The 22,521-nt window shown below is 66.7% G+C and carries 21 protein-coding genes; 9 read left to right on the plus strand and 12 right to left on the minus strand.

What is annotated here, in order from left to right:
* Window positions 1–11 precede the first annotated feature (11 nt).
* Together BM167_RS04670 and BM167_RS04675 are read right to left on the minus strand one after the other, a co-directional pair.
* On the minus strand, window positions 12–815 hold the full coding sequence (locus BM167_RS04670) for an FAD-binding protein (protein WP_092889442.1): 804 nt from the start codon (window positions 813–815) through the stop codon (window positions 12–14).
* A 58-nt stretch (window positions 816–873) separates the two neighbouring features.
* Entirely contained in the window at window positions 874–1,773 is a 900-nt protein-coding gene (locus tag BM167_RS04675; protein ID WP_092889445.1) for a DUF7551 domain-containing protein, read from the minus strand.
* 113 nt (window positions 1,774–1,886) lie between these two features.
* Here BM167_RS04675 and BM167_RS04680 point away from each other — a divergent pair, with 113 nt between their 5' ends.
* The 3 genes from BM167_RS04680 (at window position 1,887) to BM167_RS04690 (ending at window position 5,528) form a co-directional block, all read left to right on the plus strand.
* Window positions 1,887–2,420: a type II toxin-antitoxin system RatA family toxin gene (locus tag BM167_RS04680; protein WP_092889448.1), complete on the plus strand. Its 534-nt coding sequence runs from the start codon at window positions 1,887–1,889 to the stop codon at window positions 2,418–2,420.
* Between the two features lie 81 nt (window positions 2,421–2,501).
* On the plus strand, window positions 2,502–3,839 hold the full coding sequence (trkA, locus tag BM167_RS04685) for a Trk system potassium transporter TrkA (protein WP_092889451.1): 1,338 nt from the start codon (window positions 2,502–2,504) through the stop codon (window positions 3,837–3,839).
* Window positions 3,840–3,923: 84 nt separating this feature from the next.
* Entirely contained in the window at window positions 3,924–5,528 is a 1,605-nt protein-coding gene (locus tag BM167_RS04690) for a TrkH family potassium uptake protein (protein WP_092889453.1), read from the plus strand.
* A gap of 43 nt (window positions 5,529–5,571) precedes the next feature.
* Here the strand turns inward: BM167_RS04690 and BM167_RS04695 are convergent, their stop codons facing one another.
* From BM167_RS04695 to gatC, 4 genes are all read right to left on the minus strand, one after another.
* Entirely contained in the window at window positions 5,572–7,233 is a 1,662-nt protein-coding gene (locus BM167_RS04695) for a TrkH family potassium uptake protein (RefSeq protein WP_092889456.1), read from the minus strand.
* The gene (locus tag BM167_RS04700) at window positions 7,233–7,913 is read right to left on the minus strand and encodes a potassium channel family protein (protein ID WP_092889459.1); all 681 of its coding nucleotides are present in this window, start codon (window positions 7,911–7,913) and stop codon (window positions 7,233–7,235) included. The genes BM167_RS04695 and BM167_RS04700 overlap by 1 nt, the downstream gene beginning before the upstream one ends.
* Before the next feature lie 88 nt (window positions 7,914–8,001).
* Entirely contained in the window at window positions 8,002–9,297 is a 1,296-nt protein-coding gene (gene gatA, locus BM167_RS04705; RefSeq protein WP_092889462.1) for an Asp-tRNA(Asn)/Glu-tRNA(Gln) amidotransferase subunit GatA, read from the minus strand.
* Window positions 9,298–9,576 carry an Asp-tRNA(Asn)/Glu-tRNA(Gln) amidotransferase subunit GatC gene (gene gatC, locus BM167_RS04710; RefSeq protein WP_092891097.1) on the minus strand — a complete coding sequence of 93 codons (279 nt, stop codon included), beginning with the start codon at window positions 9,574–9,576 and terminating at the stop codon, window positions 9,298–9,300. It abuts the gene before it with no gap.
* Window positions 9,577–9,927: 351 nt separating this feature from the next.
* On the opposite strand from gatC, the gene BM167_RS04715 reads away from it, so the two are divergent.
* Entirely contained in the window at window positions 9,928–10,923 is a 996-nt protein-coding gene (locus BM167_RS04715; protein ID WP_092889466.1) for a transcription initiation factor IIB, read from the plus strand.
* Window positions 10,924–11,007: 84 nt separating this feature from the next.
* Entirely contained in the window at window positions 11,008–11,499 is a 492-nt protein-coding gene (locus BM167_RS04720) for an NUDIX hydrolase (RefSeq protein ID WP_092889469.1), read from the plus strand.
* 6 nt (window positions 11,500–11,505) lie between these two features.
* Here the strand turns inward: BM167_RS04720 and BM167_RS04725 are convergent, their stop codons facing one another.
* Both BM167_RS04725 and BM167_RS04730 read right to left on the minus strand, forming a co-directional pair.
* Entirely contained in the window at window positions 11,506–12,633 is a 1,128-nt protein-coding gene (locus tag BM167_RS04725; protein ID WP_092889472.1) for an asparagine synthase C-terminal domain-containing protein, read from the minus strand.
* A complete protein-coding gene (locus tag BM167_RS04730; protein ID WP_092889475.1) occupies window positions 12,633–13,316 on the minus strand; it encodes a PHP domain-containing protein in 684 nt (227 codons plus the stop codon). The genes BM167_RS04725 and BM167_RS04730 overlap by 1 nt, the downstream gene beginning before the upstream one ends.
* A 117-nt stretch (window positions 13,317–13,433) precedes the next feature.
* Here BM167_RS04730 and purL point away from each other — a divergent pair, with 117 nt between their 5' ends.
* Window positions 13,434–15,620, plus strand: a complete 2,187-nt coding sequence (gene purL, locus BM167_RS04735; RefSeq protein ID WP_092889478.1) for a phosphoribosylformylglycinamidine synthase subunit PurL — start codon at window positions 13,434–13,436, stop codon at window positions 15,618–15,620.
* Here purL and BM167_RS04740 read toward each other — a convergent pair whose 3' ends face one another.
* Entirely contained in the window at window positions 15,621–16,127 is a 507-nt protein-coding gene (locus BM167_RS04740; RefSeq protein ID WP_092889481.1) for a hypothetical protein, read from the minus strand. It abuts the gene before it with no gap.
* Window positions 16,128–16,239: 112 nt separating this feature from the next.
* The gene (locus BM167_RS18320; RefSeq protein ID WP_177213277.1) at window positions 16,240–16,401 is read right to left on the minus strand and encodes a DUF7550 family protein; all 162 of its coding nucleotides are present in this window, start codon (window positions 16,399–16,401) and stop codon (window positions 16,240–16,242) included.
* A gap of 138 nt (window positions 16,402–16,539) precedes the next feature.
* Between BM167_RS18320 and BM167_RS04745 the strand changes: the two genes are divergently transcribed.
* The 3 genes from BM167_RS04745 to hisF are packed head-to-tail and all read left to right on the plus strand — an operon-like array spanning window position 16,540 to window position 21,081.
* Window positions 16,540–18,369, plus strand: a complete 1,830-nt coding sequence (locus tag BM167_RS04745) for a glycoside hydrolase family 13 protein (protein WP_092889484.1) — start codon at window positions 16,540–16,542, stop codon at window positions 18,367–18,369.
* A 57-nt stretch (window positions 18,370–18,426) separates the two neighbouring features.
* Window positions 18,427–20,214, plus strand: coding sequence for an alpha-glucosidase (locus BM167_RS04750; RefSeq protein ID WP_092889487.1), 1,788 nt, complete (start codon window positions 18,427–18,429; stop codon window positions 20,212–20,214).
* 54 nt (window positions 20,215–20,268) lie between these two features.
* Window positions 20,269–21,081 carry an imidazole glycerol phosphate synthase subunit HisF gene (gene hisF, locus BM167_RS04755; protein ID WP_092889490.1) on the plus strand — a complete coding sequence of 271 codons (813 nt, stop codon included), beginning with the start codon at window positions 20,269–20,271 and terminating at the stop codon, window positions 21,079–21,081.
* 71 nt (window positions 21,082–21,152) lie between these two features.
* Here the strand turns inward: hisF and BM167_RS04760 are convergent, their stop codons facing one another.
* Both BM167_RS04760 and BM167_RS04765 read right to left on the minus strand, forming a co-directional pair.
* Complete coding sequence (locus tag BM167_RS04760) at window positions 21,153–21,437, minus strand: DNA-directed RNA polymerase subunit L (RefSeq protein ID WP_092889493.1); 285 nt, start codon at window positions 21,435–21,437, stop codon at window positions 21,153–21,155.
* 26 nt (window positions 21,438–21,463) lie between these two features.
* Window positions 21,464–22,453: an MBL fold metallo-hydrolase gene (locus BM167_RS04765; protein ID WP_092889495.1), complete on the minus strand. Its 990-nt coding sequence runs from the start codon at window positions 22,451–22,453 to the stop codon at window positions 21,464–21,466.
* Window positions 22,454–22,521: the final 68 nt, after the last annotated feature.

The following is a 22,521-nucleotide window of genomic DNA, read 5'->3' on the forward strand; positions in this document are numbered from 1 at the left end:
TCGTCCGTCGCTCAGTCGTCCGCGCTCTCGTCTAATCGCCCGAGTTCGTCGTCTACGAGACTCGGGTGGGTTCGCTGCGGTTCGGGGTGGGGTTCGGCGAAGTACTCCTGCATCACCTCACGGGACTCCGCCTCGCGGCGGGCGCGTTCGTCGGCGTCTATCTCTTCGCACCCGGGCGGCACCTCCCGCCCCCGGTCGGTGAAGTAACCCTCCGGCGTCACCCAGTCGTGGTAGTACGCCACCTCGGAGTCGTGGACGAGAGCCAGACCGACGTTCGCGCCGTCACCCGCGGCGACGACAGTCTGGTGGTGCGTCTCCGCGAGGCGGCCGGCGGCGTAGACGCCCTCGACGTTCGTCCGGCCACCCTCCGCCGTCTCGACGTAGCGTTTGCTCCCGGCGTCGCGAATATCCACGCCGAGTCCCGAGAGGTAGTCGGCGTCAGACCACGAGGCGGCGACGACGAACCGCGCGCCGAATCGCCGCGACTCGCCCTCGGCGTCGGCAGTCACGAGAAAGCGCGCGCCGTCGTCGCTCCCGCCTTCCTCGACGTCGGTCACCCGCCCCCGCCGAACGTCCGCGCCGTTCCGTTCGGCTTGGTCGGTCAGCATCTCCGCGAAGAGCCGGGAGTTCACGCCCGCGGGGAACCCCGGGACGTTCTCTAAGTGCGCGTTCCGCCCGACGATGCTCTCACCGGCCGTGACGACGAGCGTGTCGAGTCCCGCGCGTGCGGTGAACGTCGCGGCCGTCAGACCCGCGACGCCGCCGCCGACGACGAGGACGTCCGTCTCCGCTCCGGTACTTCCGTGTTCGTCCATGGCACGTCTACCTCCACGGACGGTATCAGTTCGTCGGTCGGGGGCGACGCGTCGGCCCTCAGAGGTGGTAGTCTACGTCGTTGAGGTAGCCGTCGTCGGACGCGGTGAGGCTCGTGAGACCCTCGGGACGCTCTCTGTCCGTCTCGACGCGGAGGCGCCACCGACAGTCCGAGAGCACAGTCGCGTCGGTGAACCGCACGGTCCGGTCGCGGACGCGGCGGACCAACTCGACCGCAAGCGGCAGCGTCGGGAGTCGGCCGGTCCGTTCGGCGAGTGCGTAGTCGCCGAACGAGACGTCCCACGCCTCGTCCCCGCGACAGGACTCGACGCGGTAGTCGCCGACGAACGACGCCGACGACAGGCGGGCCATCGTCGATTCGACGGCCTCGTCCGGAGACGGGTCCGCGTCACCGACCGCCCTCTCGCGGGTCGGCGAGAGATTGTCGGCGGCGGCGCAGACGACCCTCGCCTGTTCTCGCGGTTCGAGGCGCACGTCGAGTTCGCTCGTCATGCTCCACAGCATTGTGAGACAGAAGTCGTCGCGGTTCGATACGACCTCCGCGAGCGTCAGGTACGTCTCCATCGTCGCCGATTCGACCTCTCTGTGGCCCGTCCGAGAGAGCGCCTCGAACACCGCGCCCGCCACGTCGTGACAGAAAGAGAAGTACCGCGCGCGAACGTCGCCGGACTCCGATTCGAGCGGACCGACGGGGCCGTCCGTCACTTCGTGGACCAACGGGTCGAGATACTGCACCTGCGGGTCGTAGCGCCGGAGGACCGACCGGTACTCCGAGGACGCCTCCGCCGCCTCCGCGGCCGTCTCTCTGTCGTCGAACCGAACGCCCGCCGCCGGTACCGGCTCTCGCCCCGTCCGACCGCAGACGACCGCGAACCGTCCGCCCTCCGAGGACAGCGTCTCGACGTGTTCGCGGATATCTCGCAGCGTTCCGCCGACCATATACTGCCTTCTCGGTCCGTCCGAGTCAAATACCTTCGTGTCCGAGAACAGATAACGAGACGGAACGGTCAATCCCCACAAAGCTTTGGGCTCGTGGGTCGAACGGACGGTTCGTGGACGAAATCGTGCTGAGCACCGTCGTTTACGTTCCCCCCGAGAAGGCGTACGAGTTCGTCGCGGACTTCCCGCGGTACGCGAACTACTCGGAGCATCTCGCTGGCGTCGAAACGCGGCGGGGTGACGGGTCGGCGGGGACGCGGTACGCCCTTCGGTTCTCGTGGTGGAAACTCGACTACACGGTCGTCTCGGAGGTGACGGAACTGGTCCCTCCCGAACGGGTCGAGTGGCGCATCGTCCAGAACTTCCGCGCGCGCGGCCGATGGCGGGTCGAACCGCTCGACGAACTGCCGCCGCGCGCGCCAGAGTACGCGGAGACGGCCTGTCGCGTCTACTTCGAGGTGAGCTACGACCCCCAGAGCGCGGAGGGTAACGTCGACCTGCCGCGGTTCGTCTCTCTCGGGTGGGTCATCGACAAGGTCTCGCCGAAGATCGAGTCCGAAGCCGAGGAGATTCTCGAACGCGTGGTCGAGGACCTCGAAGGTCGAAAGCGACCGGTAGAGTTGACCGTCGAACGGCGAGACGTCTGATAGCCGGGCGGCGAAGCGAACAGAAACGCCCATCAGTCGCCCGCGCAGAACCATGACCATGCGAACACTGAGGTGTGACTCGTGCGCGTAGTCATCGTCGGTGCCGGCCAAGTCGGGTCGAGCATCGCCGCCGACCTCCACGGGGCACACGAGGTCGTCGTCGTCGACAGCGACCCGGAGCGAACGGAGGAGTTGAACTACTCGCTCGACGTTCTGGCCGTGACCGGTGACGGCACGTCCGTCTCGACGCTCGAAGAGGCGGGCGTCGCCGACGCCGACATGGTCATCGCCTCGACGGACGACGACGAGACGAACATCGTTCTCTGCTCGACCGCGAAGGCGATAAGCGACGCGTTCACCATCGCTCGGGTGAAAAACACCGAGTACTTGCGGACGTGGCAGCGGTCCGAGAAGGCGTTCGGCATCGACTTCATGGTCTGTACGAATCTGTTGGCCGCCGAGTCTATCGTCCGCGTCATCGGCCTCCCCGCCGCGCGCGACGTCGACCCCTTCGCGGGCGGGAGCGTCCAGATGGCCGAGTTCGAGGTCGGCGAAGACAGCCCCGTCGCGGACATCACCGTCCGCGAAGCCGATCGATTCGACGAACTCACCTTCGCGGCCATCCTCCGGGACGGGAACGTCGAGATTCCGCGCGGAGAGACGCGAATCCAGTCGGGCGACCGCGTCGTCGTCATCGGGACGCCCCCGAGCGTTCGGGAGTTCGGCGAGTCGATCGCGCCCGACGAGACGCCCGGGACCGCAGAGGAGGTGGTCATCATCGGCGGGTCCGAGATCGGCTACCACGTCGCTCGCCTCCTCGAAGAACGCGGCTTCAAGCCGCGACTCATAGAACGCGACGATGCGCGGGCGCGGAAACTCGCCGAAGACCTGCCTCGGACCGTCGTGATGCAGAGCGACGCGAGAGATATGGACTTTCTCGAACGAGAACACGTCGGCGACGCCGACCTCCTCGTCGCGGCGGTGGACTCAGACGAGAAGAACCTCCTCGTGTCGCTACTGGCCAAGCGACTCGGCGTCGAACGGACCGTCGCCGTCATCAACACCACGGAGTACGTCGATCTCTTCGAGGCCGTCGGCGTCGACGTCGGAATCAACCCGCGGGAAGTCGTCGCCGAGGAGATAATTCGCTTCACGCTCGAAGGCGGCGCGGAGAACGTCGCTCTCATCGAGTCGAACAAGGCGGAAGTGCTCGAAATCGAAGTCGACGACGAGAGCACCCTCGCGAACCGACCAATCGAGGAGTCGGTCGCCGAACTCCCCGAGAGCGTCGTCATCGGCGCGATAACTCGCAACGACGAGTTCATCACGCCGCGCGGAGCCACCGTCGTCGAACCGGGCGACCACGTCGTGCTCTTTGCCGCCACCGAGGTGGTAGATCTGATCGCGCCGAAACTCTGAGCGCGTCCGCCGTCGACCGGAATTCCGTACACTAAAGCGGGCGGCGGTGTGAGATTTCCGAAGGCCGAATCCGGTGACTATCTAATGAAACTACGCGTAGACTACAAAGCGAGTCTCAGTCTGGTTGGGACCGTTCTCAAGTACCTCTCCGTCCCACTCTGTCTCCCTCTCGTCGTCGCTCTCTACTACGGGGAGACGGTGCTCCCGTTCGTCGTGACCATGGCGGTCACCGTCGCGGTGGGGACGGCGTTGGAGCGACTCGAACCCGACCCGGACCTCCGGGCGCGCGAGGGCTTTCTCATGGTCGCGGTGACGTGGCTCGCCGTGACCATCGTCGGGTCCGTGCCGTACCTCGTCGAGGCGCACGGCCTGCCGCCGCTTTTCGCGCCGATAAAACCCGCCTCGACGCTCGCGAATCCGGTGAACGCGCTGTTCGAGACCATGAGCGGGTTCACGACGACCGGAGCCACGCTTCTCGGCGAGATTTCGTTCGACGCGCACACCCGCGGCGTGATGATGTGGCGGCAGTTGACGCAGTGGCTCGGCGGCATGGGCATCGTCGTCCTCGCCGTCGCCATCCTGCCGGAACTCTCCGTCGGCGGCGCGCAGTTGATGGACGCGGAAGCGCCGGGCCCGGGTATCGAGAAACTCTCGCCGCGAATCGCCGAGACGGCGCGCGCGCTCTGGGGCGCGTACCTCGGCTTTACCGTCCTCGAAATCGTCCTCCTCTACTCGCTTTTCGTCCTCGGAATCGACCCGCAGATGACCTTCTACAACGCCGTCGCGCACGGGTTGACGACGCTGCCGACGGGCGGGTTCTCCCCGGAGGCCCGCAGTATCGAGGCGTTCTCCGCGACGGCCCAGTGGATCATCATCCCCTTCATGATCGTCGCCGGGACGAACTTCGCGCTGTTTTGGCACGCGCTCACCGGCAACCCCCGGCGCATCGTTGAGGACTCGGAGTTCCGAACGTACGTCGGTATCATGGCCGCTCTGACGGCCATCGTGTCGGTGCTTCTCGTCACCGGGTCGGGGCTTCTCTCGGCGGCACCCGCCGGTGAGACGTTCGACGCGGCGTATCTCGAGAGCGCTCGGCAGGTCCTCGTCGGACAGATCGAACCGGCCGTCCGGCACGCGACGTTTCAGGTCGTCTCCATCGTGACCACCACGGGGTACGCGAGTATCGACTTCAACGCGTGGGGGCCGTCCGCGCAGTATCTGTTGCTCTTTGCGATGTTCGTCGGCGGGTCCGCGGGGTCGACCGGCGGCGCGGTGAAAATCGTCCGCTGGTACGTCATCGTCAAATCCGTTCGCCGGGAACTGTTCACCACGTCGCATCCCAAGGCGGTGCGTCCCGTCCGTCTGGCGGGGAAGGCACTCGACGAACGCGCCATCCGCGGCATCTACGCGTTCACGCTGCTTTACTTCGTCATCTTCTTCGTCTCCGTCGGACTGCTGTTCTTGGATTCGAACCGGTACGGCCAACCGCTCACCGTCCTCGAAGCGATGAGCGCCATCGCGGCGACGCTCGGAAACGTCGGTCCGGGCTTCGGCGTCGTCGGCCCGATGGGAAGTTACCTCGACTTCTCGAACGCCGCCAAACTGTTCATGGTCGGGCTGATGTGGATCGGACGCCTCGAAATCCTGCCCGTCCTCGTCCTCTTGACGCCGGAGTACTGGCGGCGGTAGTCGAAGACTGCGCAGTCTCCGAAAACGGGGATTCGGCGGCCGGTTACGGTTCGAGGCCGTAGAGCGCAGAGCGCAGGAACACGAGCACCGGGATGATCTCCAACCGGCCGATCCACATATTGAGGAGGAACATCGCCTCGCCGACCGGATGCATCCCCGGACCGGTGATGCCCGACGAGAGGCCGACGTTGCCCTGCGCCGACGCCACCTCGAAGAGGGCGTCCGCGTAGGTGAAGCTAGGAGCGGCGACGTTGGCGAGGACGAGACTGGACGCGACGAGGAGGATCAGCCAAAGTAGTGTGACGATAGCCGCCTCGCTGAACTCGCGGTCCATCTCGGTCCGGTTGAGTCTACGGCCGTTCATCCGAATGCTGACGACGGCGCTCGCGGGGAGGAACACTCGGGCGAACTGCCACTTGATGCCGCGGGCGATGGTGTACGCGCGGATGATCTTGATACCGCCGACGGTTGACCCCGCCGCGCCGCCGATGACCATCGCGCCCGAGACGATGAGTTTCCCGCCCGCGGCCCACCGACCGATGGGAGCGGACTGAAAGCCCGTGCAGGTGAGCGCGCTAATGAACTGGAAGACGGAGTCCCGAAGCGCGTCCGCGGTCGGGTAGCCGACGAGGGGCGCGACGCCGAACCAGTTTTTTGTCCCGGTGAACGCGTCGGCGTACGCGGACACGGAGGCGACGTTTTGCGCCGAGAGAAGGACGACGCCGACGAGGAAGCCGACGAACAGCCACTTCGTCTGTAGGTCCGAGAGCAGTTTTCCGTAGTCACGGTTCCGGAGGATGGCGTAGTGGACGGGGAACGCGATGGCTCCGAGCGTCATGATGGGTAGAAGGACCGTCTCGATGAGCGGCGAGTCGTACGTCGCGATGGAGTTGTCGGTGACGGAGAACCCGCCGGTCGAGAGCCCCGTCATCGCGTGGTTGATAGCCTGCCATCCGGCCTGCCAGAGCGGAAGCGCCGCGCCGTACTCCGAGAGTCGGATAGCGACGAAAAGCACCGTGATGGAAAGAACCGTGTACAACAGGAATATCTTCCACACCTCGCGGACGGTGGAGATGATGCTCGGGTGGATACGCTCTTCACGCGTCTCGGAGCGGTAGAGAGTGTAGCTTCCGCTTCCGGGGCGAGCGAGGATGGAGACCGTGAGGACGATGACGCCCACGCCGCCGACCCACTGGATGAACGAGCGCCACCACTGAATCGTCCGCGGCAGCGACGGTTCGTGGACGGCCATCGTCAGTCCGCTTCCGGTCCATCCGCTCATGCTCTCGAACAGGGCGTGAAGCGGGTTCGTGAAGTAGACGAGACTCGACTGGCTGTAGTCCACGCCCGTGGGGACGTACGCCGCCGATATCTCCACCGGCGTGAGGTGCGCCGTGAGGAGGAACGGGAGCGACCCGAACACCGCCGTCATCAACCACCCGCTGGCGGCGATTATCATGCCGTGTTTCATCCGCGGATTCGGCGCCTCCGAGAACGCCCGGCGCGCCCCGAACCCGACGAGGGCGGTTACGCCCCCGGCGATGAGAAACGAGAGCGCAGAATACCACTCGCGAAAGACGAGTGCCACGATGACGGTCGCGGTCATCATCGTCGCCTGCATCGCCAGTAGCGACCCCACGTCGCGGGCGATAGTGGCGAGGTCGGCCGGCCATCCGGCGACGGTGCGGCGGCGTCCGTGCGACATCAGTGGTCTCCGAAGTGGCCGAACACGTCGGTCACCTCGGGCGTCGCCCCGGACGCGGAGTAGACGGTGACGAGGTCACCGCCTTCGATTACGGTTTCGCCGCGGGGGGTGATGGGGTCGCCCGTTCCGTCTCGTTCGATGGCGACGACGAGCATGTCGCCGCCGAGAAGGCCGCTCGAGGCGGCGTCTTGGAGCGTCTTTCCGGCGATGGGGGCGTCCTCGCCCACTTCGATTTCGAACACCTCCGCCTCTTCGCCGATGCGCATGTAATCGACGATGGAGGGCCGCATGACCGCGCGGTAGAGATACTCCGCGATGAGGCGTTGGGGGTTCTCCATCGTGTTGACGCCGATACGCCTGTAGATATCCATATGTTCGGCGTTGTGGACGACCGACACCACGTCGGGAATCTCCAACTCCTTCGAGAGAAGACAGACCATGATGTTCGTCGCGTCCTGGTCGGTCGTGCTGATGAGAGCGTCGGCCCGGTCTGCTCCCGCCTCGACCAGCGTCTCCTTCTCCGTCGCGTCGTCGTTGAGGACGAGACAGTCGTGGTCGGCGGCCGCCGCCTCCGCCTTCTCCTCGTCCTTCTCGACGACGACGACTTCGTTACCGCCCCGCGTCGCGATTTCGATGAGCGGAGAGCCGATGTTGCCCGCTCCGACGATGATGAGATACATAGCGGCTTGTACGATTCGCTCGGGGCGGCGCGTTGAAAACGTATCGCTCCGCGGCGGAAGAGGCGAGAAAAGCGCCGACCGAAGCCGGTTACCGCGCGTCCTCGACCGCCGACGCCGCCCGGAGGATGGACTCCTCGCCGAACTTCGGGCCGACGAACTGCAGGCCGACCGGCAGGCCCTCGGACTCGCCCGCGGGGACGGAGACGGCGGGCAGGTTCGCGAGGTTCACCGGGACGGTGTTTGCGTCCATCAGGTAGAGTTGAAGCGGGTCCGAGAGGCTCTCGCCGAGGCGCGGGGGAAGCACCGGCATCGTCGGCGTCGCCAATACGTCGGCTTCCTCGAAGGCGGCGTCGAAGTCCCGCTTTATCCACGCGCGGGCGTCTTGGGCCTTCTTGTAGTATTTGTCGTGGTAGCCCGCAGAGAGCGCGTACGTCCCCAAGAGGACGCGGCGCTTGACCTCCTCGCCGAAGCCCTCCTCGCGGGCGCGAGCGAACGAGTCGTTCCAGTTGCCCTCGTACCCGCCGGAGACGCCGTAGCGGACGCCGTCGAAGCGCGCGAGGTTCGAGGACGCCTCCGACATCGCGATGACGTAGTACGCCTGTACGGCGTGTTCGAGCGATTCGAGGCTCACGTCCACGAGTTCCGCGCCTCGGGATTCGAGGTCCGAGAGTCGCGCCTCGAACGTCTCGACGACGCCGTCGTCCGCGCCCTCCAGGAGGTCCGTGACGACGCCGATAGTCGTGCCGTCTACGTCGCCGTCCGCGGCGGCGGCGTACTCCGCGTTCTCGGCGGGGTGGCCGCCGTCGCCATCGTACCGCGTCGTCCCGTCCCGGGGGTCGGGTCCCGAGACGACGTCGAGCAGTCTCGCGGCGTCCTCGACGTTCGACGCGATGGGGCCTATCTGTTCGAGCGAGTTCGCGTACGCGACGAGGCCGTACCGCGAGACGAGACCGTAGGTCGGCTTGAGACCGACGACGCCGCAGAACGCGGCGGGGTTTCGGACGGACCCGCCCGTGTCTGACCCGAGTGCCACGTCCGCCTCTCCGGCGGCGACTGCGGCGGCGGACCCCCCGGAGGACCCGCCGGGGACGCGCTCTTCGTCCACCGGGTTCTTCGTGGGGCCGAACGCGGACGTTTCGGTCGTCCCGCCCATCCCGAACTCGTCCATGTTGGCCTTCCCGACGATGGTCGCGCCCGACCGCTTTACCCGTTCGACGACAGTCGCGTCGTACGGCGGGACGTACTCTTCGAGCATCGCGGACCCGCACGTCGTCCGGACGCCCTCGGTGCTTATGTTGTCCTTGACGGCGACGGTGAGTCCCGAGAGGGGGCCGTCGTCGTCGCCCTCGATAGTCGCTTCGGTGATGAATATGTTCGCGCTCATCTACGACACCCGCGGGCCTTTGAAGAAGCCGTCCTCCGTCTCCGGGGCGTTTTTGAGCGCCTCCTCTCGGTCGAGGCTGTCTCGCACCTCGTCGGGGCGCATGACGTTCACGAGGTCCGATTCGGCTTCGACTTCCGGAACGTCGTCGAGAGCGTCGAAGTACTCGAGGATGTCGGCGAACTGCGCGGAGAACTCCTCGACTTCGTCGTCGTCGAGGTTCACCCGCGCCAGTTCGGCGACGTGCCGCACTTCCTCGGCGTCGACGGGCGTGTCGCTCATGTATCTGAGCAACCGGGGGTCGGGAGTAAGGGTTTCGGTGTGCGAGAGACGCGACGGCGACGCGTCGGCCGCGGCATCCAAGTCGGACGCCTTCGAAGAGGGTGACGACGGCGCGTCCCTCGCCTGCAACGGAGATTCGTGGAGTGCGAGACGACGGAACTTGTAAATACACCCGTCGTTCACCCGAGTGAAACACTACTTGTGTTCCGTCCAATCGAGCTCGTTCGACGCGTCGAACCGCGGGGATGTAATTTTCGGCCGAATCGGATTCGGATTCCGCCGCCACATATAAGTAAAATCCGCCGGTAATTGCACGTGGAGAACGCTCCAGTCCGCTTCTCTGCCCCAACTATGAGTGATAGCGTCCGAACTTTCACGTCGGATCGCGCACGCGCGCGCGAGCGTGACAACGAGACGGAGACCGAAACAGAGAGCGACGACGAGCAACTGCACTGCCCGGAGTGCGGTTCCGAGAATCTCGTCACAGACTCCGAACACGGAGAGACGGTCTGTGGCGAGTGCGGACTCGTCGTCGAAGAAGACGAGATAGACCACGGCCCCGAGTGGCGCGCGTTCGACTCCCAAGAGAAAGACAGCAAGTCCCGCGTCGGCGCGCCCACGACGAACATGATGCACGACAAGGGCCTCTCGACGAACATCGGCTGGCAGAACAAAGACGCCTACGGCAAGTCGCTGTCGTCGCGGCAACGCGAGAAGATGCAGCGTCTCCGCACGTGGAACGAGCGGTTCCGCACTCGCGACTCGAAAGAGCGCAACCTCAAGCAAGCGCTCGGCGAGATAGACCGCATGGCCTCGGCGTTGGGTCTCCCGGACAACGTCCGCGAGACGGCGTCTGTCATCTACCGCCGCGCACTCGAAGACGACTTGTTGCCCGGACGCTCCATCGAGGGCGTCGCGACGGCGGCGCTGTACGCCGCGGCGCGGCAGGCGGGCACCCCCCGCTCGCTCGACGAGATTACCAACGTCTCGCGCGTCGACAAAGACGAGATAGCGCGGACGTACCGCTACGTCGTCCGCGAACTCAAACTGCAGATAAAGCCCGCGGACCCCGAACAGTACGTCCCGCGGTTCGCCTCGGAACTCGGACTCTCCGACGAGTCCGAACGCCGCGCGCGGCAACTGCTGAAGAACGCGAAAAACGAGGGCGTCCACTCCGGGAAGTCGCCGGTCGGTCTGGCCGCCGCCGCCGTCTACGCCGCGTCGCTACTGACGAACGAGAAGGTGACGCAGAGCCGAGTCAGCGACGTCGCGAACATCTCCGAAGTCACCATCCGCAACCGCTACCACGAACTGCTCGAAGCCGAAGAGCAGTTGTCGATGCCCTGACTTTCCGCTGTTTTTTCCGCGCCGCAGAACTCGTCAGCGACGCCGTTCCGCAAGAGACAGGTCCGGGCCCCCGTACGAACGGCCATGGAGACGACTCGACATTTCACCGCGACGGTGTACGTCGTCGAAGGCGGCGCGACTGCCCTCCACCACCACGACAGACTCGGCATCCGCGTCCCGCCGGGGGGCCACATCGACAGGGACGAACTCCCTCACGAGGCGGGCCTCCGCGAGGTGCGCGAGGAGACGGGCCTCGACGCGACGTTGGTGGCGGAGACGCCCGACATCGACGCACCCGCGGGCGAGGCCCTCCCGGACCCGGCGTACGTGATGCTGTACGACGTCGACGTTCGCGAAGACGGCCGCGTCGCCCACCAGCATATCGACCACGTCTACTTCGCTCGCGTCGCGTCCCGAGAGATTTCGCCCGGCGGTCACGACGAGGCGGCCCCGGACGCGTGGGAGTGGTACACCGCCTCCGACCTCGAAGCGAGCGAACTCGACCCGGACACGGTGCGGTTGGGACTCGAAGCCATCGAAGCGGTCGGAGAGAGGGAGACGTCGGCGGGGCGGTAGCCGGTTTCAGCCGTCCGAATCCGCGTGGGCGTCGGCGTCCGCGACGAGGGATTTCACGTACTTCTCGACGTGGTCGTCCATCCGCCGTTTGAACCCCGCTTGTCGCGCGAGGCGGTCGAGTTCCCGCGCGGCGTACGTCCCGTACTGCACGGCCTTTTTGTCCGCCGCGGCGACGGCGTCCGGGACCATCTCCCGCGCCGCCTCTCGGAGCGCGACCTTCCGCGTCTCTCCCGCCACGAGCAACTCGTCGGGGAGCGGAAGCGCCGCCTCGACCACCCTGTCGTGCAACAGGGGTGCGACGGGTTCGACGCCCGCGGCGCGGAGTGCGAGCACGTCCCGTTCTAACTGCGCCGGGAGCGTCAGAACCGTCTCGCGGGCGGCCCCGCGGACGGTGTCGGCGTCCACCCGCGGGTCGTCGGGGGCCTTCTGCACCTTCGCGTACCCGCCGAACAGTTCGTCCGCGCCCTGTCCGACCGCGAGGCGGTCGAAGCCGTCCGCGGCGACGCGCCTCGCGACGAGGTAGAGAGGGAGGACTATCTGGATGTCCATCGGGTTCGTCCGCCCGAGAACCGAGACGAGTTCGGGCACCGCCTCGCGCAGGTCGTCGTGCGTCAGTTCGACGACGCGCAACTCGCGGCCCATCGCGTCGGCCGCCTCGCGCGCGGCGGCGACGTCGTGACTGCCCTCGAACCCGGCGACGTAACAGGGGGCGTCGGGGACGCCTTCGGCGACGACGGCCGAATCGACGCCCCCGGAGAACGCGACGGCGAGGCCGTCCGAGTCGACGGAGGCGACCGATTCCGTGACGGCATCTCGAACCGCGTCCAATCCCGTCTGGCGGTCCTCGTAGGGGTCGGGGTCGGGGAGCGTCCACGTCGGATGCTCCCCGGACGCCGTCTCGTCGGCGTCGAGAGACCGGACGACGCCCGGGCCGACGGAGACGGGCGCGGTCAACTCCCGTCGGTCGAAACTCCACGTACCGGGGTCGTCCTCCTCGACGAACAGCGGTTGGCGGCCCAACACGTCGCGGACGAGACGGCCGTCGATCTCGCCCGCGAACCCGGCGGTGCCGGGGAGTGGGTCCCCGGTTTCGACGGCCTCGCGGACAGTCCGTTCGTCCGCGCCTCGGAGCATCACAGAAGGTCCGTGACGCCGCGGACGACGCGGCGCCTGACGCCGCCGCCGAACTGCCGAAGCGAGATTCGCCACGGCGTCTTCTTCCCGATGACGCTCGTTCGGCCGTCTCTGACGGCCTCTAAGATGGCGTCCGCGCTTCGGGTGTCGGTTCCGACTTCGGTCACCGCCTGTCCGACCATCTCGCTTATGTGCGCGTCGCTCCCGGCGGTCATCGGCAGACCCCGCCCGGTGGCGAACCGTTCGGCCTGGCGGTTCGCCAACCCGGTGAACAGCCGCGAGTTGTATATCTCGATCGCGTCCGCCGAGGCGAGTTGCGCGCGGGTAATGTGGGGTGCGACGCCGTGCCGCGACGACTGGAACGGGTGCGGGACGACGGCGGTGCCGCCCTGCTCTCGGATGCGGTCGAGCGTCTCGTCGAACGAGAGACCGGCGGGGATCAGTTCCTCGATTCCCAACGCGAGGACGTGCCCGGCCGCGGAGGTTATCTCGGCGCCGGGGATGCCGACCAGTCCGTAGTCGGAGGCGATGTCCGCGGCTTCGAGACTCGCGTCTATCTCGTCGTGGTCGGTGACGGCGAGAGCGTCCAGACCGACCGCGCTCGCCTGTTCCAAGAGGTGTTCGACGGGGTCGCGCCCGTCGTACGAGAGCGACGAATGCGCGTGCAACTCGACCCTTAACACGGGCGGTCGTTCTCTCCGGGTCTAAAAAAGCCACCCGGTCCGCGCCGGCCGTCCGTCGTGATGCACGTCCGTGCACACAGAAAAGCATTAACCCGGGTGAGTTGAACAGGGAAGTGAATGAGCCTGCCGGATTCGGACTTCGACCGCATCACGTCGGAACTCGGGCGCGACCCGACTGCGGCGGAAGCGGAACTGTTCGAGAACCTCTGGAGTGAGCACTGCGCGTACCGTTCGTCGCGACCCCTCCTCTCGGCTTTCTCGTCTGACGGCGAGCAAGTCGTCGTCGGCCCCGGGGACGACGCCGCCGTCGTCTCTCTCCCCGTCCACGGCGACGAGAGCGAGGAGATGTACGTCACGATGGGAATCGAGAGCCACAACCACCCCTCGTACGTGGACCCGTACGACGGCGCGGCGACGGGCGTCGGCGGTATCGTCCGCGACACCCTATCGATGGGCGCGTACCCCATCGCTCTCGCCGACAGCCTCTACTTCGGCGCGTTCGACCGCGAACACTCGCGGTATCTGTTAGACGGCGTCGTCGAGGGGATCTCGGACTACGGCAACGCCATCGGCGTCCCCACCGTCGCGGGAAGCGTCGATTTCCACGAGAACTACGAGGGCAACCCCCTCGTCAACGTCGCCTGCGTGGGTCTGTTGGACCCGGACCGACTCGTCACCGCCGAGGCGCAGACGGCGGGGAACAAACTCGTCCTCGTGGGCAACTCGACCGGTCGAGACGGACTCGGCGGCGCGTCGTTCGCAAGCGAGGACCTGGCGGAGGACGCCGAAACCGAGGACCGCCCCGCGGTGCAGGTCGGCGACCCCTACACGGAGAAACTGCTCGTCGAGGCGAACGAGGAACTCGTCGAGGCGGGCCTCGTCCGGTCCGCGCGCGACTTGGGCGCGGCGGGACTCGGCGGCGCGTCCTCCGAACTCGTCGCGAAGGGCGGGCTCGGCGCGCGAATCGACCTGAACAGGGTCCACCAGCGAGAACCGAACATGACCGCGCTCGAAATCCTCCTCGCCGAGTCCCAAGAGCGCATGGTGTACGAGGTACGTCCCGAGGACGTAGACGACGTCGAGGAGATAGCAGAGAAGTACGACCTCGGCTGTTCTGTCATCGGTGACGTCGCGGAGGGCAACTACGTCTGCACGTTCGACGAGAGCGAGGCGCGTAGCGCCTCGGGCGACCCGAGCGGAGAGGGGAGCGACCCGCGAGGGCGCGACACCGTCGTGGACGTGCCCGCGGAGTTCCTCGCCGACGGCGCGCCGATGAACGACTTAGAGTCCGTCGAACCGGAGACGCCCGACCGGGACCTGCCCGACGCCGACCCGACCGAAGCGTTCGAGTCCGTCGTCGCCAGTCCGAACACGGCGTCGAAGCGGTGGGTGTACCGCCAGTACGACCACGAGGTGGGTCTGCGAACGACCGTCCGCCCCGGCGACGACGCCGCCGTCGTCGCGGTTCGCGAGGCGGGAACCGGCGTCGCCATCTCCTCGGGCGCGAACCCGAACTGGACGACCTGTGCGCCGTACGAGGGCGCGCGCGCCGTCGCGTTGGAGAACGCGACCAACCTCGCGGCGAAAGGCGCGACGCCCCTCGCCGCCGTCGACTGTCTGAACGGCGGCAACCCCGAGAAGCCCGAGGTGTACGGCGGGTTCAAAGGCATCGTGGACGGCCTCGCCGACATGTGTCGGGACCTCTCGGTTCCGGTCGTCGGCGGCAACGTCTCGCTGTACAACGACTCCGTCTCGGGGCCGATTCCGCCGACGCCGACGCTGGCGATGGTCGGGACGAAAGCGGGCTACGACGCCCCGCCCCTCTCGCTTTCGGGCGAGGGCGAACTCCTCGTCGTCGGCGAGGCGGGCGGCGCACTCGGCGGGTCCGAGTACCTCGCACAGCAGGGCGGCTCCGACGCCTTCCCGACGCTTCCCGAAAACGGCTTCGACGCCGTCGCGGCACTCGCCACAGTCGCGGACTTCGATTCGACGCTGGCGGTCCACGACGTGAGTCACGGCGGACTCGCCGTCTCCGTGGCCGAGATGGTCACGGACGACGCGGGCGCGGACGTCGCCCTCGATTCGTCGCTCTCGCTCTTCGACGAGACGCCCGGTCGCGCCGTGATAGAGACGACGGACGCAGACGCCGTCCGCGAGGCGTTCGACGGCGTCGCGCCCGTCGAGAGCGTCGGCGAAGCGACCGCCGACGGCCGCCTCTCTCTGACGGTCGGCGACGAGACGCTCTCGTACGACGCGGCCGAGATAGCCGACCTCAGAGACGTTCTCGCCCGCGAACTGGACTGACTACTCCTCCCGTCGGTTCCGTCTCTCTATCCGTTCGAACGCGTCCGCGTCGGCCGACTCCTCGCCCGCGAGGTCCATCGACTCCTCCGGGTCGTACGCGCCCATCGGAAGCGACCGTTCGACGCTCCCTCCTCGGCCGTCCGCGTCGCCGCCGACCCCCGGGGCGTTCGCGGACGTCTCGACGGAGACGAAGTACAGCGTCCGCGTGGTCCCGGTTCCGCTGGTGTGGCCGTAGTGGAAGTACGGCGGCGTCCCCCTCTCTACGACGTCGCGCACGTCCCCGTAGTCGTCTACGTCGAAGTACGCCCAGGCGGCGGTGCCGCGACTCTCGTCGTCGGCGTGGTAGACGACGCCCGTCTCCGACTGGTCGGCGGAGAACAGAAGCGTCGCCTCGTCGCGCCCGCCGTGACCCCGTTCCGGCCCCCGCAGTACGATGCGGCGCTTTATCGGTCCCCACGGTTCGACCGCGAGGTCGTAATCGTCGACCTCGAAGGTAGTCGTCGCCATATCTCACTCTACTCAGAGCGTGTCAATAACTCTCAGGAGCCGTCGGGACGCGCGTCTCTCGCGGGGCCGGGACTTTCGACGCGGGCGGAACGACGGGGATCGACCGGCGGCGTTACAGGAGGAGGGGGACGCCGAAGACGACGGCGAGACCGACGGCGAGAACGAGGAGTCCGGTGGTGACCTGCCCCATCGAGAACGTCTGCATCGGTGAGGTAGTCCGTCCGATCTGCTCTCCTTCGTCGTGTTCTGCGGGCGCGTGGCCGTGGTCGCTCATAGTCGGGTGGACGAACCCCCCGTACAAAAACGCACCTAACGCGGGCGAACCGACCGCCGCGTCGGCGGCGGGAGTCGAGGTACGTCACGGTGCGCGAACGCCCCCGAGGCTAAGTATCGGCCGTCTCGAACAGTACGCGTGACAGACGACGCACGCGCCGGAGACGGGGCCGACGACGTCCTCCCGAACGGCGAATCGAAGCGGTGGTGGAAGGAAGCGGTCGTCTACCAGATATACCCGCGGAGTTTCAACGACTCGAACGGCGACGGCGTCGGCGACATCCCCGGCATCGTCGAGAAACTCGACTACCTCGACGAACTCGGCGTCGACGTGATTTGGCTCAATCCCGTCTACGAGTCGCCGCACGCCGACAACGGCTACGACATCGCCGACTACCGCTCTCTGTCCGAAGAGTTCGGGACGATGGCCGACTGGGAGGAACTGCTCGCGGGGTTACACGACCGCGATATGCGTCTCATCATGGACCTCGTGGTCAACCACACCTCCGACGAGCACGAGTGGTTCGAACGCTCGCGGTCCTCCAGAGACTCGGAGTACCGCGACTACTACATCTGGCGCGAGGGACGCGACGTCGCCGAGTTAGACTCGGCGGGCCGCCGGACTGCGTCCGGCGATGCCGCGGGCGTGGACGGTTCGGTTTCCGCCGTCGGCCCCGAGGGGGAGGCGCCCCCGAACGACTGGCAGTCGCTCTTCGGCGGCCCCGCGTGGACGTACGACGAGGAGACCGAAGAGTGGTATCTCCACCTGTTCGACCGCAAGCAACCGGACCTCAACTGGCGTAACGAGGCGGTTCGCGAGGACGTCTACGCGATGATGGACTGGTGGTTGCGGAAGGGCATCGACGGCTTCCGGATGGACGTGATAAACCTCATCTCGAAGCCCGAGGGACTCCCGAACGTCGGGTCGGAGACGACGACGGTCGAACGGGTGGCCAACGGCCCCAACGTCCACGAGTACATCTCGGAGATGAACGACGCCGTCTTGGACCGCGGCCTGTTGACCGTCGGAGAGATGGTCGGTCCCGAGATGCCGATGGAGGAGGCGCGGCGGTACGTCGCGCCCGGCCCCGAGGGCGACGGCCTCTCGATGCTGTTTCACTTCGAACACGTCGTCCTCGACAGGGGCGAGAAGATGTGGGACGTCGCCGAGTGGAGTCTCACGGACCTGAAGCGGGTCTTCGACCGCTGGCAGAAGGGGCTCGAAGCGGAGGGGTGGAACTCGCTGTATCTCAACAACCACGACCAACCGCGGATGGTGTCGCGGTTCGGCGACGACGGCGAGTACCGCCGCGAGTCCGCGAAACTGCTCGGGACGTTGCTCCACACGCTTCGGGGGACGCCGTACGTCTATCAGGGCGAGGAGTTGGGGATGACGAACTACCCCTTCGAGTCGCTCTCTGAGTTCCGCGACGTGGGGACGCTCAATCAGGTCCGCCCCGCCATCGAGGCGGGCGAGGTAGCCTCGTTCGAGGAGGTGAAACGCGGCCTCCGGAACAACAGTCGCGACAACGCGCGGACGCCGATGCAGTGGACGGACCGAGACCACGCGGGGTTCACCGACGGCGACCCGTGGATAGCCGTGAACCCTAACTACACGCGCGTCAACGTGCAAGACGAACGGCGCGACTCGGAGTCGGTGTGGCACTACTACCGGCGGCTGTTCGAACTGCGCTCGGAGCACGACACCGTCGCGTACGGCGACTACGAACCGTATCTACAGGACCACGAACGCGTCTGGGCGTACACCCGGACGCTCGGCGACGAGACGTTACTGGTCACCCTCAACTTCGCCAGCGAACCGGTCGCGTTCGAACTTCCCGAGGGCGCGACGGGCGCGCGCCCGGACGTGCTCTTGGCGAACTACGACGTGCCGGACGCGCAGGTGGACGCCGCCTCCGCGGGGTCGTTCGAACTGCGGCCGTGGGAGGCCCGAGTGTACGCGCTTTGAGGAGGGAGTTCCGTGAACAGTTTACAGGAAGCAACGCTTAGAACCGAGGACGTACAGATGAGTGAGTCAGGAACGTCGACGACGCCCGAGTACGACCGCGAGTGGTGGAAAGAGGCGGTCGTCTACCAGATATATCCGCGGAGTTTCAACGACTCGAACGGCGACGGCGTCGGCGACATCCCCGGCATCGTCGAGAAACTCGACTACCTCGACGAACTCGGCGTCGACGTGGTGTGGCTCAACCCCGTCTACGAGTCGCCGGGCGTCGACAACGGCTACGACATCGCCGACTACCGCGCCATCAACGACCGGTACGGGACGATGGCCGACTGGGAGGAACTGCTCGCGGGATTACACGACCGCGATATGCGTCTCATCATGGACCTCGTGGTCAACCACACCTCCGACGAGCACGCGTGGTTCCAGCGCTCGCGGTCCTCCAGAGACTCCGAGTACCGCGACTACTACATCTGGCGGGAGGGGCGGTCACTCCGGGAGGCGGGCGTCTCGGAAGCCGAGTTCGACGCCTCCGAGTACCACCTCCCGCGGGGCGTCCGCGAACTGCCGCCGAACGACTGGGAGTCTTTCTTCGGCGGGTCCGCGTGGACGTACGACGAGGAGACGGGCGAGTGGTACCTCCACCTGTTCGACGAGCGACAACCCGACCTGAACTGGCAGAGCGAGACGCTCCGCGAGGAGATTTACGAGATGATGGGCTGGTGGCTGCAGAAGGGTATCGACGGCTTCCGGATGGACGTGATAAACCTCATCTCGAAACCCGAGGGCCTGCCGGACGGCGACGACTCCGACGCCATCGTCCGCGGCGCAGACCAGTTCGTCAACGGGCCGAACATCCACGAGTACATCTCGGAGATGCACGACCGAGTGCTCTCGAACTACGACGCGATGACCGTCGGCGAGATGGCCGAGGTGACAGTAGACGAAGCGTTGCGGTTCTCCGAAGACGGGATGAGCATGGTGTTCAACTTCGACCACCTCCGCCTCGACTTCGGGCCGGAAGGCGGGCGGTGGACGAAAGGGGAGTGGACGCTGGACGGCCTCAGATCGACGCTCACCGAGTGGCAGGAGGGGCTCGAAGCGGAGGGGTGGAACTCGCTTCACTTCAACAACCACGACGAACCGCGGATGGTGTCGCGGTTCGGCGACGACGGCGAGTACCGCCGCGAGTCCGCGAAACTGCTCGCGACGCTTCTCCTGACGCTGAAGGGGACGCCGTTCATGTACCAAGGCGAGGAGATAGGGATGCAGAACTACCCCTTCTCCTCGCTGACGGAGGTGCGTGACGTGGACACGCTGAACAACGTCCGGTTCGCCCGCGAGAGCGGCCGCCTCGAAACGGACGAGGAGGTACTCGAACTCGTCCAACACCGCTCGCGCGACAACGCCCGGACGCCGATGCAGTGGCACGACGACGAACACGCCGGGTTCACGAACGGCACCCCGTGGATGCCGGTGAACCCGAACTACACGGAGGTCAACGTCGCCGCCGCCCGCCGCGACGAGCGGTCGGTTCACCGTTACTACCGGCACCTCCTCTCGCTTCGCGACGAGTACGAGGTGTTCGTCTACGGCGACTACACCCTCCACACGCCGGACCACGAACAGGTGTGGGCGTACTCGCGAGTGACGACGGACGCGGAACTGTTCGTCGTCTTGAACTTCGACGGGACGGCGACGACCTACGCCCCGCCCGCAGACGTGGTGGGCGAGGCGGAACTGCTCGCGAGCAACTACGGTCTCGCGACCGGCGGCATCGGCGAGACGCTGGACCTCAGCCCGTGGGAGGCGCGGGTGTACCTCCTCGACGACCCGGTGACGGCGTGAGTCTGCCGTAGTCGAAACGGTCAAACGGCAGTTGGCCGAATATCCGAGTAGCGAATGCTCACGAAGCGAATCATCCCCTGTATCGACGTCGACTTAGACGAGAACGGCGACCCCGCGGTCTACACCGGCGTCAACTTCGAGGATTTAGAGTACACCGGCGACCCGGTGGAGATGGCGAAAGCGTACAACCGCGCCGGGGCCGACGAGTTCGTCTTTCTCGACATCACCGCCTCCGCGGAGGGCCGAGAGACGATGCTCGACACCGTCTCGCAGGTGGCCGACGAGGTGTTCATCCCCCTGACCGTCGGCGGCGGCATCCGGACCCGCGAGGACATAAAAGAGACGCTCCGCGCCGGCGCGGACAAGGTGTCTATCAACACCGCGGCGCTGGAGAACCCCGATCTCGTGAACGAAGGCGCGCGCGCGTTCGGAAGCCAGTGTATCGTCATCTCCGTCGACGCCCGCCGTCGGTTCGACGAGGAGGGCGAACACTACGAACGCGTCGACGGCGAGTCCTGTTGGTTCGAGTGCACCGTCAAGGGCGGCCGCGAGGGAACCGGCGTGGACGTCGTCGAGTGGGCCCGCGAGGCGGCGTCCCGCGGCGCGGGCGAACTGTTCGTCAACTCCATCGACGCCGACGGGACGAAAGACGGCTACGACATCCCCCTCACGCGGGCCGTCTGCGAGAACGTCTCGACGCCCGTCATCGCCTCTTCGGGATGTGGCGGCCCCGAGGACATGTACGAGGTGTTCACCGAGGCGGGCGCGGACGCCGGACTCGCGGCGTCTATCTTCCACTTCGGCGACTACTCGATAGAGGAGACGAAGCGGTACCTCGCGGACAGAGACGTTCCGATTCGCTTCTGAGCGGGGTTCTCGCTTCGGTCGACGGCGACCGCTCTCGGCTATCGGAACACAGACGCAGAAGTCGCCCGCGTCTACAGTGCGGCCTCGAAGGCCGTCGTGAAGTCGTCGGTCATGGTCTGTACGCTTCGGGAGGCGTCCGCGAGAGCGTCGAGCGGGTCCGTTCCGTCCTCCGTCTTGATAGAGAGGATGGGGTCCGTCTGGCCGCCGGACTGCTCTGGGTTCACGTCGTACGTCGCGGCGGCGACGCCGTCGGTCTCCAAGAGAGCGCCCTTGATGACGTTCATGAACGTGTGGTCCTCGCCCGCGATTTCGATGCGGAGTTCCTCGTCCGTCTTGTCGATGACCCGCAGTTCCATGCACGCCTCTTCCCGGCGACGGCGTTTCAGTATTTCGTATTCGGGAACAGGTCCGCGACGGTCGGGTCCTCGGTCGTCAGCCGATACTCGCCGTCGCCGTCGCGTTCGGCGACGCCTTCGTGTGCGAGGTGGTCGAGGTGGGCGAACGCCTCGCCCGGACCGTGGAGGATGTGAATCGCCTCCAGTTCGCCGAACAGGTCGGCGCTCACCGTCCACGGGTCCGCGCGCCCGCGTTCGCGGAGCACGGACACCACCCGTTCGGTCCGTTCGCGGTGGTGGTCGAGAATCGCCCGCGCCCGCGCCGTCGGGTCGTCTATCGGGTCGCGGTGGCCCGGCCACGCGCGTCCGACGTCGCGGTCCATCAGGCGGACGAGGCTCTCGACGTACCGTCCGAGTGGTCGGTCTACGCGCAGGTCCGCCCCACCGACGTTCGGCGTGTACGTCGGGAGGATAGCGTCGCCGACGAGCATCTCCTCTCTGTCCTCCGTCTCGGCGGCGAACCCCACGAGTCCGGCGGCGTGGCCGGGGAGGTGGACGACCTCCAGTTCGTCGTCGCCCGCGAGAATCCGGTCGCCGTCCGAGAGCGTCCGCACCTCGATTGCGTCGCCCTGCAGGTCGTCGTGTCGGTCCAGAAACGCGACGAGTTCGTCCCGCTTTCCCGTCGGAATCGACCACTCGTCGAAGCGGCGTTCCCGGAGTCGTCGCTCGGCGGCGACGGCGTCTCCGTCGCCGGAGACGAGTGGCGCGTCGGCCTCGTGCGCGCGGACGACGGCACCGCTCTCAGCGGCGAGTTCGCCCGCGAGGCCGGAGTGGTCGGCGTGCCAGTGGGTCAGGAGAATCTGGTCGATGTCCCCGACTCCGACGCCCGCCGCCGACAGTCCGCCGTGCAGGTCGTCTCGGACCGAATCGAGCGACGCGCCCGGGTCGACGAGCGTCGTCCGGTCACCGACGAGGAGGTAGGCGTTGTTCCGACCCTCGAAGACGGCGTTGCCGAGTCGGATGCGATGGAGGTCCATATCCGCCGGACGCGAGGAACGTTCATGAGGGTTTTCATCCCCCAGATTCGCCGCCGCCCGTACCGTTT

Source organism: Halopelagius inordinatus, assembly GCF_900113245.1.
In the GTDB taxonomy this organism is placed as follows: domain Archaea; phylum Halobacteriota; class Halobacteria; order Halobacteriales; family Haloferacaceae; genus Halopelagius; species Halopelagius inordinatus.